Origin of the sequence: Micromonospora sp. NPDC048909, assembly GCF_040649635.1 — a bacterium.
GTDB lineage: Bacteria > Actinomycetota > Actinomycetes > Mycobacteriales > Micromonosporaceae > Micromonospora.
Window position 1 is genome coordinate 418507 of the sequence record NZ_JBEZFU010000005.1, and the last position, 19381, is coordinate 437887.

12 protein-coding genes are annotated in these 19381 nt (G+C 68.1%); 6 read left to right on the forward strand and 6 right to left on the reverse strand.

Annotated features, from left to right (window positions below; all coding sequences use genetic code 11):
• Nucleotides 1–46: 46 nt before the first annotated feature.
• From AB0C04_RS16860 to AB0C04_RS16885, 6 genes are all read right to left on the reverse strand, one after another.
• Nucleotides 47–1606 carry a serine/threonine-protein kinase gene (locus AB0C04_RS16860; protein ID WP_357054803.1) on the reverse strand — a complete coding sequence of 520 codons (1560 nt, stop codon included), beginning with the start codon at nt 1604–1606 and terminating at the stop codon, nt 47–49.
• 21 nt (nt 1607–1627) lie between these two features.
• A complete protein-coding gene (locus AB0C04_RS16865; RefSeq protein ID WP_357054806.1) occupies nt 1628–4744 on the reverse strand; it encodes a DEAD/DEAH box helicase family protein in 3117 nt (1038 codons plus the stop codon).
• Nucleotides 4741–6936, reverse strand: a complete 2196-nt coding sequence (locus AB0C04_RS16870) for an AIPR family protein (RefSeq protein ID WP_357054809.1) — start codon at nt 6934–6936, stop codon at nt 4741–4743. The genes AB0C04_RS16865 and AB0C04_RS16870 overlap by 4 nt, the downstream gene beginning before the upstream one ends.
• Nucleotides 6937–7000: 64 nt before the next feature.
• On the reverse strand, nt 7001–8266 hold the full coding sequence (locus tag AB0C04_RS16875; protein WP_357054812.1) for a restriction endonuclease subunit S: 1266 nt from the start codon (nt 8264–8266) through the stop codon (nt 7001–7003).
• Entirely contained in the window at nt 8263–10224 is a 1962-nt protein-coding gene (locus AB0C04_RS16880; RefSeq protein WP_357054816.1) for a class I SAM-dependent DNA methyltransferase, read from the reverse strand. The genes AB0C04_RS16875 and AB0C04_RS16880 overlap by 4 nt, the downstream gene beginning before the upstream one ends.
• A gap of 119 nt (nt 10225–10343) precedes the next feature.
• Entirely contained in the window at nt 10344–12293 is a 1950-nt protein-coding gene (locus AB0C04_RS16885) for an N-6 DNA methylase (RefSeq protein WP_357054819.1), read from the reverse strand.
• Nucleotides 12294–12483: 190 nt separating this feature from the next.
• On the opposite strand from AB0C04_RS16885, the gene AB0C04_RS16890 reads away from it, so the two are divergent.
• From AB0C04_RS16890 to AB0C04_RS16915, 6 genes are all read left to right on the forward strand, one after another.
• Nucleotides 12484–13017 (forward strand): DUF4352 domain-containing protein, encoded by a 534-nt coding sequence (locus tag AB0C04_RS16890; RefSeq protein WP_357054822.1) that lies wholly within the window; start codon nt 12484–12486, stop codon nt 13015–13017.
• Between the two features lie 94 nt (nt 13018–13111).
• Nucleotides 13112–14866: a DUF6119 family protein gene (locus AB0C04_RS16895; RefSeq protein WP_357054825.1), complete on the forward strand. Its 1755-nt coding sequence runs from the start codon at nt 13112–13114 to the stop codon at nt 14864–14866.
• A 96-nt stretch (nt 14867–14962) separates the two neighbouring features.
• Nucleotides 14963–15556 (forward strand): hypothetical protein, encoded by a 594-nt coding sequence (locus AB0C04_RS16900; RefSeq protein WP_357054828.1) that lies wholly within the window; start codon nt 14963–14965, stop codon nt 15554–15556.
• 10 nt (nt 15557–15566) lie between these two features.
• On the forward strand, nt 15567–16376 hold the full coding sequence (locus tag AB0C04_RS16905) for an RNase H family protein (RefSeq protein WP_357054831.1): 810 nt from the start codon (nt 15567–15569) through the stop codon (nt 16374–16376).
• Between the two features lie 84 nt (nt 16377–16460).
• A complete protein-coding gene (locus tag AB0C04_RS16910) occupies nt 16461–18965 on the forward strand; it encodes an AAA family ATPase (RefSeq protein ID WP_357054834.1) in 2505 nt (834 codons plus the stop codon).
• Nucleotides 18962–19369: a hypothetical protein gene (locus AB0C04_RS16915; protein ID WP_357054837.1), complete on the forward strand. Its 408-nt coding sequence runs from the start codon at nt 18962–18964 to the stop codon at nt 19367–19369. The genes AB0C04_RS16910 and AB0C04_RS16915 overlap by 4 nt, the downstream gene beginning before the upstream one ends.
• Nucleotides 19370–19381: the final 12 nt, after the last annotated feature.

Consider the following 19381-nt stretch of genomic DNA (forward strand, 5'->3'; position numbering starts at 1 on the left):
GTCATTCGTCCCGGCCTTCGCAATGCCTACGTTGCTGCTGTCTCTGCTAGAGATCGGGTCCACGCCTGATCTGAGCGATCCGACCGTCCAATGTCCTGACGTGGACGGAGTCCGGCCCGTACTCGGCGACGAGAACCGGCCGGAGCGCCTCGAGGTACTGAAGGCCTTCGTTCGCGCGGCCGACGGCGGGCAGCATCATGCCGAGGCGGTAGGTGGCGTCCCGGTGCAGGGGATCGTAGGGCTCCGCGAGGGCGAGGAACTCGGTGAGCTGCTTGACGGCCTCGTCGATGTTGCCGATCTCGGCATGACTGACGCCCGAGTAGTAGTAGAGAACGGCCATGTCGTCGCCACCGTCGACCTTCGGGAGGATCTCGTCGAGGACGGCCGCCACCCGGCTGAACTCGTCGGCGAACCACAGCGTCGATGCCAGAGCCACCTGCATCTCCAGCTTCAACGCCGGTTCAGCGGCGGCCCGGCCCACCGCCTCGTCCAGCAGATCGATCGCCTGCTGGAACTGCGAATCCTGGACCAGGTCGCCGACCCGCTGCTGGATCTCGATCGCCTCGTCTACGCCCAGCGGTTCCGAGGTCATCGACGTCGGCTTCGGGGCAGGGGCGGCTCCGCGCTGACGCGGCGCGGGTGCGAGTGGGCGGAGGAAGGGACGGCGAGGGTCACGGTTGCCGCCGGGTCCAGCCGGACCGGGCTGGGCGGCGATCGGAAGCAGCGTTTCGTAGACGTCCTCTGCTGAGGGGCGATCAGCGGGCCGCTTCGCCAGCATTCGCGCGATCAGGTTGTCGAGGTCGGCTGGCACGTCCGCGCGCAACGCCCGCGCCCACGGTGCCGGGGTGTTGACGTGGTGATCCTGGTAGGAGCGACTGTTCGTCTCCACGAACGGCACCCTCCCGGTGAGTGCCTCGTACAGCACGCAACCCAACGCGTAGACGTCGCTAGCCGGCCCGACCGGGTTGCCCAGGGCCTGTTCCGGCGGCATGTACGGCGGGCTGCCGACAGTCAGTCCGACCTGGGTGAGCCGCGGTAGGGCACTGGCGCCGCGAAGGATGGCCACCCCGAAGTCGAGGACCTTGACCACTCCCCCGTCACTGACCATGAGATTCGAGGGCTTGATGTCGCGGTGGACGACGTCGACCCGGTGGACGTCGACGAGGGTGGCCGCCACCTGGGCTGTGATGGCGACCGCCCAGCTGATCGGCCACGGGTCGGCGCCATAGTTCCGGGAGGCGATGAGGTCCTCGAGGGTCTGCCCGTATACCAGCTGCATCACCAAGTAGATGCGGCCGGTCGACTCCTCGACACCGAAGTCGTACACCGCGGGGATGCCGGGGAGTTCGAGGCGAGCGGTCGTGCGGATCTCCCGCAGGAACCGCTCCCGGTCGGCCGCCGCCGCCTCGTGGAACGCGGCGCTCTCCGCGCTGCCGAAGGTCGCCACAGGCCCGGGCGCGCTCCGCATCAGCTTGATCGCCACGCGGCGGTCCAGGTGCCGGTCGTAGCCGCTCCAGACGGCGCCCATGCCGCCGCTACCGATCGGCGCGTCGACGCGGTACCGGTCCGCGAAGACCCACTCCTCAGCCGGTATCACGTCGCTCACCGCGCGCCTTCCCCCGGATCGTCACTCGCCGGTGGTCACTGTCTCACGCTTCTCGTTCGCGCCGGAGACCTGACTGCGGAGCTTGCGCAGGGCTTCGGCGCGAGACGGGCTCAGGATCAGGCCGTACGCCCGGCGCCGGGCCTCCGCCTTGACGGCGGCCTGGAACTCCGGGTTGTCGAAGTACCGCCCGACGAACGCGGTGTTGCGATCGTGGTTGCGGGCCACGATGTTGTCCAGCTCCGGGTCAGCGACCTGACCGAACCTTTCGATGTCGTTGTTGAGCGCGACCTGTTGCATCTTCTCGTCCTCGGCCAGTGAGATGATCTGCTGTACGAGCAGGACTTGGTCGGACGAGCTGAGGTCGTAGCCGAAGCGCTCGTTGAGCTCCTCAATCACCTCGCTGAGCGGCTTCTCCTCAACCTGACGGGCGGCTCCGCCGTCGGGCGAGAAGCCGGGGATGAGGTGCGCGCCGGAAGGTTGCAGCGACAGGTCCTCCTCACCGAGCTTGCGGATCCGCAGGTGGCTCAGCGTCGCCTCGCCAATGTCCACGCCCGGACCGGGCTCGCGAGGCAGCCGCCGGAGCAGGAACCGGCTGTAGAGGTAGAGCCGCTCCAGGTCCGGGTCGGCGTATCCGACGACCTGGGCCAGAAAGCCGTACGCCCGAACGTAGTCGCTCACCGACGAGCGAAACTCCTCGGCGCGGTCCCGGTCGTCCTTCGCGAGTTCGGTGAACCGGTCGACCGCCGGCTCAAGGAACCGGTAGAGCGCCGCGTGCGCCTTCTCCAGTTGCCCGTCGGTCGTCGAGGACTGCTCGGCGGCAAGCAGGGCCTCGGCGAAGGCATCCATCTCCGACTCGACCAGCAGTTGATAATCCATCACCTCGCGCTGCTTGTCGTAGAGCAGATTAGGGTCGGTCGGCTCGGTGATGGTGGTCTCGAAGTACGGCTTGAACGCCTTCTGGATGTCTTCGGCCTTGTTGGCGAAGTCGAGCACGAAGACGTCGTCCTGCGTCTTGTCCGGGTGCGTGCGGTTCAGGCGGGAGAGGGTCTGCACGGCTGCCACGCCGGCGAGCGGCTTGTCGACGTACATCGCCGCGAGCAGCGGCTGGTCGAAGCCCGTCTGATACTTCTCGGCGACGACGAGGATCCGGTACTCGGTCTGGTTGCGGGCCGCGGCCTGAGGATCGCCGACCTTCGTGTACGCGAACGCGTCCGGCAGCGCGGCCTCGGAGAAGCCGTTGAGCTTCGGCTCCGTGTAGTCGATTCCGTCGAGGGTGAGCGTGCCGGAGAACGCCACGATCGGCGCGCAGTCGGTGATGCCACGCTTGTCGAGGTACTTGCGCATTGCCTGGTAGAGCCGCAGCGCGTGCTCACGGGAGCGGGTCACCACCATCGCCTTGGCCCGGCCGCCGATGCGGTCGCTGACCTCGGTGCGGAAGTGCTCGATGACGATCTGTGCCCGCTGGTCCTGCGACTCGGGGTGCAGTTCGGCCGCCCGTACCAGTTTGGCCTTGGCCTTCTTCGGGTCGACCTCGGGGTCGGCGGTCTCCGTGGCCTCAACCGCCGCGTTGGCCAACCGCCACCGCGCCTCGTAGGTGATGTAGTTGCGCAGCACGTCGAGGATGAAGCCCTCCTCGACCGCCTGGCGCATCGAGTAGACGTGAAACGGCTCCATCTGGCCGGTCTCGGGGTTGCGAGTGCCGAACAGTTCGAGCGTCTTCTGCTTCGGTGTCGCGGTGAAGGCGAAGTAGGAAAGGTTGGCGTGCCTGCCCCGTGCCAGGGCGGAGGCGGTCAGCAGGTCGCCGTCGGCGTCGATGTCGTCCGAGCCGAGCCGGCCGAGCGCCTTCTTCAACGCGTTCGCCGACTCCCCCGACTGCGACGAGTGCGCCTCGTCGATGATGACCGCGTACCGGCGCTCGCCCAGCTTGGCGACCTTGTCGAGCACGAACGGGAACTTCTGCAGCGTCGTAATGATCACTCGGGCGGTCGAGCCGGTGAGGGCGTCGGCGAGCTGCTGGCTGTCCTCGTCGATCTTCTTGACGACTCCGGCCACGTGGTCGAACTGGTAGATCGTGTCCTGCAACTGCCGGTCCAGCACGACCCGGTCGGTGATGACGATGGCCTTCTCGAAGACCGGTTGGTTGTCCGCGTCGTGCAGGTTGGACAGCCGGTGCGCCAGCCAGGCGATGGTGTTCGACTTGCCAGAGCCGGCCGAGTGCTCGATCAAGTAGTTGTGGCCCGCGCCGTGGTGGGAGGCGTGGTCGACCATCCGCCGCACCGCGTGCCACTGGTGGTAGCGCGGAAAGATCATCGGGCTGGCGTGGGGGTCGGGCTTGCCCTTCTTCGGCACCTCGACGTGCACGAACCGTTGCAGTAGTTCGAGGACGTTGTCCCGCTGCCAGACCTGTCGCCAGAGGTAGGAGGTCTGGTAGCCGTCGGCGGGCGCGGGAGGGTTGCCCGCGCCGCCGGACACGCCAGGTCCGTTCGAGCCGACGTTGAAGGGCAGGAACCGCGTCCGATCGCCGGCCAACCGCGTCGTCAGGAACACCAGGTGCGGGTCGACGGCGAAGTGCACGAGGCTACGCCGCGCGAAGATCAGCTCCTTCGGGTCGCGATCCTTCCGGTATTGGCGCTTCGCGTCCTCGACGTCCTGCCCGGTCAGCGTGTTCTTCAACTCCGCCGTGGCGATCGGGATGCCGTTGACGAACAAGCCCAGGTCCAGCTCGTCGGCCGTCTTCGCCGAGTAGCGCAACTGACGGACCACGGTGAGTCTGTTCGCCTGGTACTCGTCGAGCGCGCCGACCGCGAGGGTGTGGCCGGGCCGGAAGTAGCAGAGCTGGATGGTGACGCCCCGGTCCTTGACCCCATTGCGGAGCACGTCGAGCGCGCCCCGCTTGTCGATCTCGGCCGCGACGCGCTTCGCGAACTCGCGCTGGGCGGTGGCCAGGTCGCCGTAGGCAGTGATCAGCCGGTCGAACTCCTTCTTCTGGGTCGCCCCAATGAAGGTGTCCAGCTCGCCGGTGTCGAGGCCGAGGTCAGGCCGGTAGCCGTTCGACAGCCCTCGGTGCCAGCCGCCCGCGAGGAGTTCGGCCTCGATCGTCTCCTCGAACGTCTGCTCCTTGTAAACAAAAGAGCTCACGCCTGCCCCCCATTCTTCAGCTCGTCATCGACGGCGTCCAAAAGCGCATCGACATCTACGTCGACAACTGAATCCTCATCGTCCTCGACAGGGGACTCGGCTCTTACCTCGCTGGCCATCCGCAAGAGACTGCCTTCCTCACCGAGGTGCCAACGGCTAGGGCCTTGAACCGCTACCGGCGCGCCGTCCCACTCGGCCAAGTCGTACATCTTCATCACCAGACCGGACGGGGAATACCCCTTGCCGTCGACCGACCACACAAGCGGCTTAGTTCTGTTGTTAACCCATGTCGCCACGCCACGCCGCGAGTCCCCAGCCAGCCAGGGGGTTAACGCCGCTCGTTCCGGCCTAGTCCGCGGACGGAAAGTGAGCCGCGAACCATCCTTGATCCGGCCGGCGTCCACGAGCAGCGCCACCGTATTGCGGCGGCGCGGACGCCGTTGCCGGGGAATGGGCTGATACTCCGGCTCCAGTTCAGGGGCGTCCTGGCCCGCGTCGAGCGCGTCGCGTACACCACCGACGAGCGACCTCACCCGATCAACCGAGGCGAAGGTCCCGGTGATGAACGAGTTCTTTCCATACCGCTGGTCGACCTCGGAGATCAGCCATTGGACGACCCGGAACGTCAAACCATGGACTTCATGCAACACGGCATCCCAGTCCACATCGGGATCATCGACGCCGTCTCGCCCGAGTTGCGTGAACGCTATGTGAGCGACGACGAGCATCGACTGGGTCGCGATGGCTGCTGCCCGGCCCTCCAGTTCGCCAGAAATCTTGTGGAGTGAGTCCCGGACCTCTCGAACGAAGAGCACCGAGCGCCAGATCTGCAGAGCCGGCGGCTGTCCCTTGAACAGCCTACGGTAGGCACCGGATGGGCCGTCCTCCCACAGCAGGTCCTCGTTCTGGCGCACTCGGGCGATCAAATCCGGTGTGGTGAGCGTGCAAGCAAGGGCGAGAGCCGCCTCACGCACCGTGCATCCGCTCTCAGGCGACGGTTCCAATTCACTGCGTCGAATCGCGTAGGTCAGTCCCAACGTCAGGCGGAAGTCCTCGCGGATCGCCACCTGTTCAGATTTCAGCGCGACGAAGTCGCGTAGTTCAACACGGTTCTGCGTGTTGGTGGCTCTCGTAATCTCGTCGCTGACCTCCGGGTGGTCGCTCTCAATGATCCGGATGCCAACTGCCGCTCGGCCTGCCGCGGCACTGTCCGCGCGCATGGCCGAGGCAATCGCCGCGACCGTCTGGGCACCGTTGATGATGCTCGCGCCACGGACGTCCACCGTGGCAGGCCCGTACGGCTCGATACGGCTGAGCGGCGTGACCTTGATTGTGTCGCACAGCATGGTGAGGCCATTGTTGCGGTACCAGAAGGTGTGGGGCTCCTCGACGAGGGTCCGTTGAATGTCGGCGTTTACCTGTGTGACCCCGAGGGACTCCCGGATGTTCCGTTGGAAGAGGCTATCGCCGTGCTGGGAATACCATTCCGCGACTTGGGCCGCATCGACGATGCCGTTGACGGCACGCATCGGGGTGCTGATGTCGAACCAGCGGTCCAGCCTGATTGAGATGTCAATGGAGGCGGGCTCCCCACCGCGCCTAATCATCTCCCAGATGTCCGGTACGTAGAGCACCTCATAGTCCAGGTAATTCCCTAGGGTATTGAACCTGTCCCGCACCTCGTCCAGCCGCGTGATGACGTTGTCATGCAGCGGATCGCGCCGCATCAGGACGAGAACAAGGGTCACCCGGAGGTGTTTGTCCTGCCAAATCGCCTCCAGTTGCGCCCGATGGGTCAGCAATCTCGCGTTGAAGCGGTCGAAGTTCCGCTGGTCGATCCGGTGTAAGCCGTCCGCCATCGTCATGACGTCGACCTCCCCGAAGCGGGCAGCTCCCTTGCTGCTCCACTTTGACTGGATCAGCCATACGCGGGGCGCACCATCGCTGATCGCCAGCGCGTCGATGCCGAAGTCCTGACCACCGTCAGTGACCATGGTGGCGGCACGCTCGGTGGCGCAGCCCAGTCTGTCTCGCACGACCGCGCCAGCGAGCGCGCGCGAAGCCACGTTAGCGACTCGTTGGGCAGGATCGGGGTGGGTGAATGCGCTTGTGTCCAGGAATGGCTCGAAGTCGCGAAGCAGGGACGCTTGGATGATATCGAGCTGTCGGTTTTCCTGGAGAGGTGCTGACATAGGAGTCCTCCGGAGAGTGTCTATCGCCTACCAACCAAGTGACCGTTTGCGACTCCTCAAGTGCTTATTCCGCACCCACGCTGCCCGCTGTCGTGAGATCGAACTGCCCGGTCACGGCCGCCGTAATCAACGCCTGCCGCCGCTCAGCCAATAGGCTGTTGCGATGAAGCAGAACTCGCCTTTGAGCTGAAATTTGTCGCTCGGCCACCTTTAGTCTCGATACCACATCCCGCTGGGTAGTTAAATCGGGAACTGGAATCCGAATTTCTCGGATCAGATCTTGCGACAGGTTGGGCTGACCGGCTCCTAGCGCCAACGATACAATGCCTTCCTTGTATGCACGAAACCAGAAAAAGGCAAATTCGGGCAGGAGGTCACCTAATGGAGTGAGCGCACAGCACGCCTGATTGAGGAATGCTTTCACGCCAAGAAGGCCAACCCTGCCTTTGGTTTGGCCTTGCCCGTACATTGCAATTACCATTGCCCCAATAGGCTGCCGCTTGAGCGAGGGAAAGTCCTTCACTGCGAGTGAAGTTATCGAGCGTACTGTATGGGAAATTCGGGCGTCGCGCACGTCCGCGCTGTTCACCCATGGCAATTCGCCATCGAAATAGTGAGGATTGCTTGCTGTCGGAGTCGTGCCGCTACCCGTTCGGAACAGCTGTGCCACCTTGCCCAGCCGCCAAGAGGTCGCCATGAGGGGCATCCACGGGATTCCCGTGGGCCGCATGGCCTCCGATCCGCCTACGGTAAGGTGCCGCATGAGGCATGTTAGTCGTTCGTCAAGCAGATTTACTTGGGAATAGGTGAGTCTGCATAGCTCGTCGATGCGGGCGGTCTCGGCATCGAGGAAGTCGGCGATCCGCCGCTGCTCCGAGAGCGCGGGAAGGTCGACTTCGAAATTACGAATGAACGTATCGGGCACGCGCTTCTGCCCCGCAACTCCATACATCTCCGCCTCACCCAAGCGCAAGAAGGGGACGGAATTCGCGACGTAGCACAGGTAGCGAGCATCAATTTGACCACCAGGTCGAAGCACATGCAGCTCGGTCGTCCCAGCGCCAACCCCTGTATCGAGGTCAGGGGTCAATATTGAACGGGCCGCCTCGAAGGTGGGTGTGATCTTCGGAACTAAAACATCGCCTGACTGGAAACGGGTGTAGCCAGTCGCGACCTGCGCTTTCGCGCGTCGCTGCGACAAGTCAAGGCGCTCACCGGGCCACACGGCCTCCATTGGAAGGAAAGTGACCGAAGCTTCGTCTGAGAGCCGGACGAACTCGGGTGTTGCCGGATTCACCCGGCAGACGTGCCGCAGCCGAGTGAGGGTCATTGCGTCACCTCGCGGAGGAGCATCTGAATCTGGGCTTCGAGTTCGCGAAGGCCGGCGTCGATTTCGGCGAGCGGCCTTGGCGGCTTGTATACGTAGAAGTGGCGGGTGAACGCGACCTCGTACCCAATCTTGGTCTTGCTCTCATCGATCCACGCGTCGGGGACGTGCGGCCGCACCTCGCGCTCGAAGTACTCGTGGATGTCCTCGGTCAGCGGCACGTTCTCGTAGTCACGCAGGTCTGGGTCTGGGACGACCTCACCCTTGACCTTCTGCACCTCACCGATGGGGTTGCTGACGGAAACGCTGTCCATCATGGCCTTCGCGGCGGCGCCAGACGGCCACAGAGCGCCACCGGCCACCGCTGCCGCGTGGAGCGCGTCCTTGGCATCGGCCTTGGTCCGCCACACCGTGCCGAGCAGCGGCTTGAAGGCTCCGATAAGCTCATCGCGGTGCGCGTACCGGGACAGGGCCTTGCTCTCCGCGAGCGCAGCGAGGGTCTCCTCGGTGATCTCGAAGCGGAGCTTGAGCGGCCGCTCCACGGTGATTCGCTGGTAGCCGAAGTCCGTGGTCTGAAAGACCTTGACCTTGCCGTGGTCGGGGTGTGTCTCGTCCGCCGCGATCGTGAGGGTCTGGCCGTAGAGCCGGGTGATGTACGCGATCTGCTCCTCGGAGATCATCTTGCGTTTGTCACCAAGGCTCTTGCGCATCTTGACCCACTGGTCCCGGGCGTCGAGCAGGATCACCTTGCGCTTGAGGTTCTCGGCCTTCCGATTGGAGAGGATCCAGAAGTACGTGGAGATGCCGGTGTTGTAGAAGAGCTGGTCGGGCAGGCCGACGATGCCCTCGAGCAGGTCGTTCTCCAGGATCCAGCGGCGGATGTTCGACTCGCCGGACTCCGCGGCGCCCGTGAACAGCGGCGAGCCGTTGAAGACGATGGCGATGCGGGAGCCGCCCTTCTCCGGCGACTCCATCTTGGAGATCATGTGCTGGAGGAAGAGGAACGAGCCGTCGTTGATGCGGGGCAGGCCGGCGCCGAATCGGCCCGCGTGGCCGAGCTTGGCCTCCTCCTTGACCTCGGGCTCCACCTTCTTCCACTCCACCCCGAAGGGCGGGTTGGCCAGCAGGTAGTCGAACCGTCGGCCCTCGTGGCCGTCGTCGCTGAACGAGTTGCCCAGGTGGATGTTCGACGGGTCCTGGCCCTTGAGCATCATGTCGGAGCGGCAGATGGCGTACGACTCGGGATTGAGCTCCTGACCGAAGAGGCGCACCGTCGCGTTCGGGTTGAGCGAGGTGATGACCTCCTCCGCCGCCGAGAGCATTCCGCCGGTACCGCAGGCCGGATCGAGGACGTTGATCACGGGAGCCCCGGTGAGGTGCCCGCTGTCCGGGCCGATGAGCAGGTTCACCATGAGCTTGATGACCTCGCGCGGGGTGAAGTGCTCGCCGGCGGTCTCGTTCGAGATTTCGGAGAAGCGCCGGATCAGCTCCTCGAAGACGTAGCCCATCTGGTGGTTGTCGACCCGCTCCGGGCTGAGGTCGATGTCGCGGAACTTCTGCACCACCGGATAGAGGAGCTTGGCCGACTGCAGGCGCGCGATCTGCGTGTGGAAGTCGTACTTGTCGATGATCTCCCGGGCGTTCGGCGAGAAGCCGTTGATGTAGTCGGTGAGGTTCTTCGCCACGTCCGGGGCGGACGCCCCGATGGTCTCGAAGCTCTGCTTCGACGTGTTGTAGAACGGCAGACCGGCCGCGAGCCGGAGCAACTGGTCTTTGTTGGTGAGCGTCAGCGAGGCGTCGCGGTCCCACACCGACTTGCGGGTCGGCGCCATGACGCAGTCCAGGCGACGCAGCACGGTCAGCGGAAGGATCGCCTTGCCGTACTCCGACTGCTTGTAGTCACCGCGCAGCAGGTCGGCGACTGACCAGATGAAGCCGGCCAGGCTCTGATGGGTACTCACGTGTACAGCTCGCTTTCACTACTCGTCGGACGCGCGAGCGTCCTTGGTCCCAGCAAACTCAATCCGGCGGGGGTCTTACGGTAGCGGCGTCACCGCGAATGGTGACAGCGCAAGATCGGTCACGGCTGCTCCTCGTCCGGTGGAAGCAGCGCTCCGCCGGTCAGGCCGCTGCCGAGGGCGTCCGCAGCCTCCTCGGCGAGTCGGCTCACCATGTCGGCCGTGCCGCGCAACTCCTGCACCTGGCGGAACGCCCGCCCGTATCGTTGCTGGTCGGGCAGCGCCATGACCGGCACCTGCAACCGGCGGACGTCGACCCGCACGATGGTGCTCCCGGTGGCGGCCGCGTTGACGTTCTCCTCCGCGCTGAGGAACCCCGTGAGGAACCACGCATCCAGGCGCAGTGGGTCGGGTCGAAGGAGAAGGTGTTGCCGACCAAGTGGTCGGCCCTCGTCTGCGGCATCGGCGACGCGGGCGCGGTAGGGCCGGGCGAACAACTCGGGCAGGATGACATCCCCCGGGCGGACCTCGACATCCGAGTCGACGGTGGCGGCGCGACCAGTGGGAACAGCGCGCAGCAATGTCAGCGCTCCGCCCCGGAGCAGGTCCGCGACAGCAGTCGTGCGCCAGGTCTGGGGCTGTTTGCCGGAGGCGGTCCACCGTTCGCCCCGCTCCGTGACGTCGATCAGCGCGTCCGCCGCGCGTCGCAGCTCGGCGCGCCCCCGCTGTACCTGCCGCAGGTGGTCCGCGGGTCGGACGGCCACCGTCACCGACTGAACGTGCCGGGCCGGAGTGAGGTCGGTCGGCCCGGCGAGCAGGTCAACGACCGGCACCGCCCGCGCCACGGACGGGACGGCCTCGAAGACCCCTTCGTCCTGCGCCGACCAGGCACCGAGCACGGCCTCGCGGACGGACTCCCAGCCCTGCCGGCCTGGCCCGGCAGCGTCGACGAAGAGCACGGTGTCGGGTGGCGCCTGAGCTCCGTCATCGGGACGCGTCAGGACCCACATGTTCAGGCCGATGTGCGGGGGTGGTGCGGCGCCGGCCGGTAGCGCGACGGCCGCTCGGAATGCCCCGCTCTTCACCAGCTCGGCTCGGATGCGGCGACCGGAGGCACGTTCAGCGGCAGCGGGTGGCATCAGCAGGACCGCCCGACCCCCGGGTGCGAGGTGGGCGAGACAGTGTTGGACCCAGGCCAGCTCGGGCTCACCCTTCGGTGGCAGGCCGTAGACCCAGCGCGGGTCGTACGCGAGGATTTCCTGACCCCAGTCGCGGTTGCCGTATGGGGGGTTACACAGCACTGCGCCGACACCCAGGTCCGGGAAAGCGTCGTCGCGCAGGCTGTCTCCACCGCGGATGTCAGCGCTCACGTTGCCGTGTTGCAGACCGAGCCGCGTCGCGGCCTGCGCCGCCTGAGCTGGCAGCAGATCCTGCCCGTACAGCCGTCGAGCCCCATGCCTGGCAGCTGCGGCAAGCAGCCCGCCGACACCGCAGGCCGGGTCGTACACGTCGGAGGGAAAGCGCCCGTCGGGACCGGGCAGCAGATCGGCCATGAGATCCGCCACCTCGGCCGGCGTCCGGTACGTGCCGGTCGTCGTCGAATCGTCGGTGCCCCGCTCGCCGACGATGTCGGCGGCGACCAGCGCCCCATCTGCGCGCACGCATCGCAGCAGCGCCCGCAGGACCGGGGCGTCGTCGCCGCCGTACGTCACCGCATCGTCCACGAGGTCGATGGCGCGCCGAATCAGATCCCTGTCTGGCAGGTCCAGGACCCTGTCGACGTTCGCGGGGTCGAGCCGGTGCGCGGCGAGCACCAGCGGTAACAGGCGTGTCGGCTCCGCCTTGTCTGGGCGTTCACGCAGGACCGCGCGCAGATCCTCCGCAGGCGTTTCGGCCGGCAGCTGACCTCGCGCACTGAGCCAGGAACGGACCGCGTCCAGGTCGTACGCCGGGCTCGTCTCGGTCCCGCCGGAGGGCGACGGGAAGTCGGCGTGGCGGCGGCGCCAGTTGCTGACGGTCGCTCGGCTGACGCCGGCCATGCGGGAGATCTCCGCGGCGGTGACCTGTGGCATGTCTGCTCCTCGTTGACAACTGATCACCGCAACCCTAGGGCAACGCACGATTGATGGCAACATCGTGTTTGACAGTGTTTTCACTCAGTGTTTTACTGTCGTTGCTTTCGCCGCGCTGGTTGCGGCGCGATCACCCTTCATCCCCCTGCGGCACCCCGTGACGCCGCCACGCCCCAGTTCAGGAGAAACCATGCGCAAGATCACCACGTTCGCCCTGCTCGCCACCGCCGTCGTCGCCCTCGGCTGCGGCGCTGGCTCGACCGACAACGCGAGCAGCTCCAGCAACGACGCGGGCGGAGCCAAGGGCGAGGAGAAGGCGGCGAAGACCGCCAAGATCGGCCAGCCGGCCCGGGACGGGAAGTTCGAATTCACGGTCAAGTCGTCCAAGTGCGGCGTCGCCAAGGTCGGCAGCGACCTGGTCGGCGAGAAGGCCCAGGGCCAGTTCTGCCTGGTCACGGTCAACGTGAAGAACATCGGCAAGGAGGCGCAGATGTTCGACGGCAGCAGCCAGAAGGCGTACGCGGCCGACGGCACCGAGTACTCCTCCGACACCGGCGCGGCCATCTACGCCAACAAGAACGCCGAGACGTTCCTCAACGACATCAACCCCGGAAACCAGGTCACCGGCGTCGTGGTCTTCGACATCCCGAAGAAGGTCAAGCTCGCCAAGCTCGAGCTGCACGACTCGCCGTTCTCCGGTGGCGTCACCGTCGCACTGAGCTGACCCCCCGCGTTGGGGGCGGGACCCGCGAAGCCCGCCCCCACGCACCCTCACCCCGCACAACCGGCAACACGAATCTCTACGCGAGGAGTTCGAGATGCACAGTGCGATGACCCCCCGTGCCAGAACCGTCCGCGCCTCGGTCCGCAAGGACCGTCGGCGCCCCGTCTCCCCCCAGCTCGCGCTTTTCGAGTGCCCGCTGCCGCCCGCCCCGCCGGACACCTACCCGACCACGGTCTACCGGCTCGACGTGCCCCCAACGGCGGAGGGGCTGAGGGCCGCGCTCAACGAGAACTACCTCCGGGAGCACGGCTTCGAGCCCAGCGCCATCGAGGTCGCCGGCGTGCCGGCGGTCCTGGTGCACGGGTCCGTGCCGCGCGCACGGGCCGAGTGGTGCGACGTGCTGGCTGGGCTCGTCGGCCGGGACGTCGACCTGGGCTACAGCAACGGCGGTGGCGCGCTGCTCCTCGCCGTCGACGAGCGCGCGTACGTTCTCGCGTACGGCAACCTCGGCCGCTTCATGGTCGTCCGGGAGAAGATCGACCCCATTTTCGGGGTGTCGTTCGCCGTCCGCGCCCTGCTGCCGAGCGAGATCCGCCAGGTTCGCCGGCGGATGGTCGGTGCGAGCGGACGCGTGGACCGGAATCTGGTCCCGGGCGGCCAGCCCATCTGGAAGTACGGCATCGACAAGTGGGGGGAGATCGTCGGCCAGGTGTGTGGCCGCACGGACAACCCGAACCTGACCGCGTGCCGCCGCACCGGCAAGCCGGTGAAGGTCGACGGCGGCGAGGCCCTGCACCTGCCCCTCAGTGTCGAGCCCAACGGGCTCCTGGCCGACCTGCGCGAGATCGACCGGGTGTGCCGGCAGGAGTCGCCCCTGGCCGACTTGGAGTTCATCACGCAGATCCGCCCGGTGCCGCCAAACGACCCTCGCCTGCCGGAGCTTGCCGACAGGCTCGATCAGCGGCTGGCGCTGACCGATCCGAAGAACTTGGGAGTGGCCGTGCCCGGCGACCTCGTCGGCGACATCGACCACGTCGCGTCGTACCGGATCTCCGTACCGAAGTCTGGCCGCGCGGCGACCCTCACCGCGGAGCTGGACCTGCCCGCGATCCTCGCGCACACCAACGGCGCGCTCGACGGTGACCGGTGGACCGGGCTCCGCACCGGACACCTCACCCTCTGCGCCGACGTCGGCGGCACCGAGGCGATGACCTGCACCCCGGTCTCCCGCTGGCTCACCGCGGAGGTGGCGATCGGCAGCAGCCACCTGCTGCTGCACGAGGACCGGTGGTACGTGATCGGCGACCGGCACCGCGAGTTCCTTCGCCAGGAGATCGCCCAGATCCTGGACCGGCCGTCCGACATCGTCCTACCGGCGTGGACGAGCGATCTGCCGGACGAGGGCGCCTACAACCGTCGGGCCGCCGATGGTGATTCCCGGCTCGTCCTGCTGGACAAGAAGCTCCTCCGCACGGCGCAGCACCCGCGCGGCATCGAGGCGTGTGACCTGCTCGGCCCCAACGGTGAGCTGATCCACGTCAAGCGCGCCTCGGGCAGCTCCCCGCTGAGCCACCTCTTCGCCCAGGGCATCACCTCCGCCGAGGCCCTTCGCTACCAGGCCGATGCCCGAACCACGTTCCTCGATCTGGTGCGCCAGCAGCCCGACGCGCCCAAGCTTCCCGACGACTTCAGGCCGCGCAAGGTCGTCTACGCCATCGCTCTCAAGTCCGGCCGGACGCTCACCGTCAAGACGCTCTTCACCTTCGCACAGGTCGCGCTCTACCAGGCGATGAAGACCCTGCGCATCGACGGCGTCGACGTCGAGGTCGTCACGATCCCGTCCGCCTGACGCGGGTCGCCCTCGCTCCCCCAGGCACACCCACGCACCGCATCACCCGGCTCGCCGGGCCTGTTCCCCTGCGCACTCTCAGCCGAGGAGATACCCATGACCCAGCCCGAGTTCCCGCCGCCGGTAGATGTTCAGACCGGCACGTCGGAGACCCACCAGCCCGCTGCCCCCAAGAGGCGCCTGACCGGATGGATCGTCGGTGGGGCAGTCCTGGTGCTGCTGCTCTGCTTCGGCGGCTGCGGCGTGCTGCTCGCCACGACCGGCGACGGAGACACAGCCGAGCCCGGCAAGGCGGCCGCGTCAACCGCCCCCACCGCGTCGGCCACGACCTCGACGCCGACGACCGCTGCGGCTGCCCCGGCGACCACTCCACCTGCACCCCTCCCCCTCTATGACACGCCCGCGAAGAGCGACTTCACGTTGAAGGTGAAGACTCTCCGCAAGCAGTGCTTCGGCAGCGCGGGATGCAACGTCACCTACCGGATCGACGTGACGTACACGGGAGACGGCGACCTCGATCCGTCCACGACGTACGAGGTGACCTACCAGGTCAAGGGCGCCGAGGACCCGATCATCAACACCTTCGAGGTGACCGGCGACGCGGCTTCCGTGCAGCAGGAGGAGATGGCGAGCACCCGCCGCTCCGGCGACAAGCTCACCGCCGTCGTCACCGACGTCTCCGAGCTCTGAAGGAGAGGCAATGCGCCCCGACGAGTTCCTTCGCGCCCTGGAGTTGCTCCCCGCTCCCCTGCACAACCGCGCCCTCGCCCTGCGCGCATACGTCAAGCCGCGAAACTGCGAGCCCTGCACGACCGCCGGCGACGCCGTTCGGCTGGCGTTGACGGCCGCGCTCTACGACGAATTCATCGAGGCAGCGCAGCTGCTCGACACCGCTGAGCAGCTCGCCGAACGGCACGACCTCGCCTGCCGGCCCGAGCACGCGCCGGGCCGTGGTCAGGTCCGCCGCTGGGCGGCGGCGTCCGGGCCGCTGATCGGCGCCACTGACGCCAGTTGGAAGGGGCGCGCTGGCGGGATCGGGTACGTCGCCAGCGACGGACGGTACGGCCTGCGTAGCCGGCGTCCGGGTCGCGTGGACCCGACCGGCTGCTCCCGGGTGCTGGTCAGCGAGCTGCGGGCGGTGGAGTTCCTGCTCACCGCGTACGACACGCCACCGGTAGGCATGACCGTGCTGGTGGACTGCATGCCGGCGCTGGCGTACCTGCACCGCTGGCAGCGGGGCGATACCGGGGCGATGCCGGCCGGCTACGACCTGCGGCCCCGGCACTCCGGATTGAAGCCCACCCTGGTGCGGCTCGCCGAGCTGGTCGCCGGGCGATCCGACCTGACGTTCACGCACGTGAAGGCGCACGCCCATCACGCCCTCAACGAGGCCGCCGACAGCCTGGCCCGCATGGCGCGCCGCCGCGTCGAGGAGCCCTTCGACGTGCGCCAGCGGGCGCACGACCTGGTCGAGGCGTTCCTGCGCGACTGGCACGCGCTGGCGGCCTGACCGCGCAACCCCGCCACGGCGCTCCACCGCGAACCGTCCCCTGCCCATCCACACTCACTCCCCAACGCGTCCGCGGAGGCACTGATGAACCGCACCGACCCCCTAGTCGAGCTGATCTTCAACCGGCTCGCCGACGACGACACCGTGCCCACTGACACCACCGAGCTGGTCCTCGCCGCCCTCGGCGGCGACGCTGACCTGGCCGCGACCCTCGCCGGCAACAAGACTGACCTGAGCATGGTTGCGCCGGCCGCCGCCGAGCCGCCGGCGCAGATCTGGCTCTCCGCTATCACCGTCGCCGGGTTCCGCGGCGTTGGCCCGGAACGCACCCTGGAGATCGGGCCCGGGCCGGGCATCACCCTGGTCGTCGGCCGCAACGGCTCCGGCAAGTCCAGCTTCGCCGAGGCGGTGGAGCTGGCGTTGACCGGCGACAGCGCCCGCTGGGCCGACCGCAACAGCGTCTGGCGTACCGGTTGGCGCAACCTGCACACCCCGGATCCGTGCTGGATTGTGGCGAAGCTGCGGATCGACGGTGTGGCGAAGCCGGTGACGGTGACCCGGTCGTGGCCGCTCGGGGCCGGGCTGGCCGACGCGGAGGTCACCGTTACCAGCGACCGGGGGCGGCACGTCGACCTGGCCGAGTTGGGGCTGGCTCGTCCGCTGGAGTTGTACCGGCCGTTCCTCACCGCCGCCGAGCTGGGTCGGCTCAGCGCGGGCACGCAGAGCCAACTCTTCGACGCGATCTCCGCGATCCTCGGCCTGGAGGCGATCACCGAGGCTGACCAGCGGCTGATGGCCGCCGCCCGGCCCGTCGACGCGGCCATCAAGGAGGTACGCGCACAGCGCGCGGCGCTCGCCGCCGGCCTGGGTGAGGTGAACGACGATCGGGCCCGGCGGGCCGCCGCACTGCTGACCAAGCGGGGCGCGACGGACGTGGCAGCGCTGACCGCGATCCTCGACGAGCCGGCCGACGACACCGCCGACGGGCCGTTGCTGCTGTGCCGACGGCTGATAGAGCTGACCCTGCCGGAACCCGCGCAGGTGGCGCGGCTGGCCGCCCAGCTGACCGAGGCCGCCGACGAGGCGCGGCGGCACGACGGCGGGCGGTCGCGGGCCGCGCTGCGCAGCGCGGAGCTGCTGCGACTGGCCATCGAGCAGCACGAGGACGCCGGCGACCGGCCCTGCCCGGTCTGCGCCACCGGCGTGCTCGACGGCAGCTGGCGGCTGACCGCTGCCGCGTCGCTGAACGAGCTGCGGGATCGCAGCCTCGCCGCCCAGGCGGCGGGCAACCGGCTGACCGCGCTGCTACGGCAGGCCCACCACCTGGTCGACGACCTGGCGATCCCCGACGCCGGCGACCTGGCCACCTCGGGCAACGCGGACGCGGCGCCGAGTAACGCGACACGGGAGCTGGTGACCAGCCAGCAGGACGAGGTGACCGCGCTGTTCGCGGCGGTGAGCGCGCTGCGGGCCGTACCCGGTGAGCCTGCGGAGTTGGCCGCGCACCTCACCGCCCGCTACCCGGCGGTGGTGGACGCGGCACGGGCGGCCCGTGCGTACGCCGAGGCGTACCTGCGGCAGCGTGACACCGGTTGGCGGTCGGCGGCAGCCGAGCTGCGGGCCTTTGCCGACGCCGCCGGCCGGCTGCCGGAGCGGGAGGCGACGTTGGCCCGGTTGAAGGCGGCGCGGACCTGGCTGAAGAACACGGCGGCGGAGCTGCGCAACGAGCGGGTGGCGCCGTTCGCGGAGCACTCCCAGCGGATCTGGGCGCAGCTACGGCAGGAGAGCAACGTCGAGTTGGGCGCGATGACCCTGGAGGGCAGCAACACCCGCCGGCGGGTGGCGTTCCCGGTCAGCGTGGACGGCGCCGACAACGGCACCGCGCTCGGGGTGATGAGCCAGGGCGAGATGCACGCCCTGGGTCTGGCGACGTTCCTGCCGCGCGGCTGCGCGCCGGAGAGCCCGTTCCGGTTCATCGTCGTGGACGACCCGGTGCAGAGCATGGACCCGGCGAAGGTGGACGGGCTCGCCCGCGTCCTCGCCGAGTTGGCCGAGCAGCGGCAGGTGGTGGTCTTCACCCACGACACCCGGCTGCCGGACGCGATCGGCCGGCTCGACCTGGGCAAGGCTCGGATCATCGAGGTGACCCGGGCGGAACGGTCGGTGGTGACGCTGCGACCCGGCTCCGACCCGGTGACCCGCTACCTGGACGACGCGTACGCGCTGGCGCGCAACGACGAAATCACCGCTGAGGTTCGCGGACCGGTGGTGGCGGAGCTGTGCCGCTCGGCGGTGGAAGCCGCCTGCCACCGGGTCATCTGGCGGACGCGGGTGGGGCGGGGTGTGCCGCACGCCGACGTCGAGAAGGCCATCGAGGACGCCTCCCGGCGCGTCGCCACCATCGTCGCCCTCGCCGCCTTCGACGACGCCAACCGGGGCGGCGACGTGCTCGGCTGGCTGAGCCGCCGGCACGGTCCGCGGTCCGTCAACGCGTACAAGGCCTGCCGGGAAGGCGTACACGGCGCCTATCTTGCGGACCTGCCCGGGCTGGTCGCCGACGCTCGCCTCCTGACGGCGGCCCTGTCGTGACCGCCCCGACGCCCGAACGGTGCCTGGCGGCGGCCGACCAGCTGCTGCGCGGCGCCGGTGTCCTCGGCGCCGCCGCGGTCACCGCCGGATGGTGGCCCCGGGCCTGCGCCTGCCTGATCCGACTCGCCCTCGAAGGCGGCATCGACGCCTACTGGCGGCGGGTCAAGCCGAGCGTTGCCGCCTGCCGGCAGGGCCGCGCCAAGCAGCTGATGCTGCGCAGCCGGCTCGGCCCCGGCGGGGAAACCGCCCGCCGGGTGGCGTTCGCCTGGTCCACACTTTCGGCCGCCGCGCACCACCACTGCTACGAACTCGCCCCGACGGCGGCGGAGCTGCAGCGCCTGCACACCGAGGTGAGCGCCCTGCTCGCCCGACTTGAGCCCGCCAACCGCTCGCACGCCAACTGACTACCGACCTGC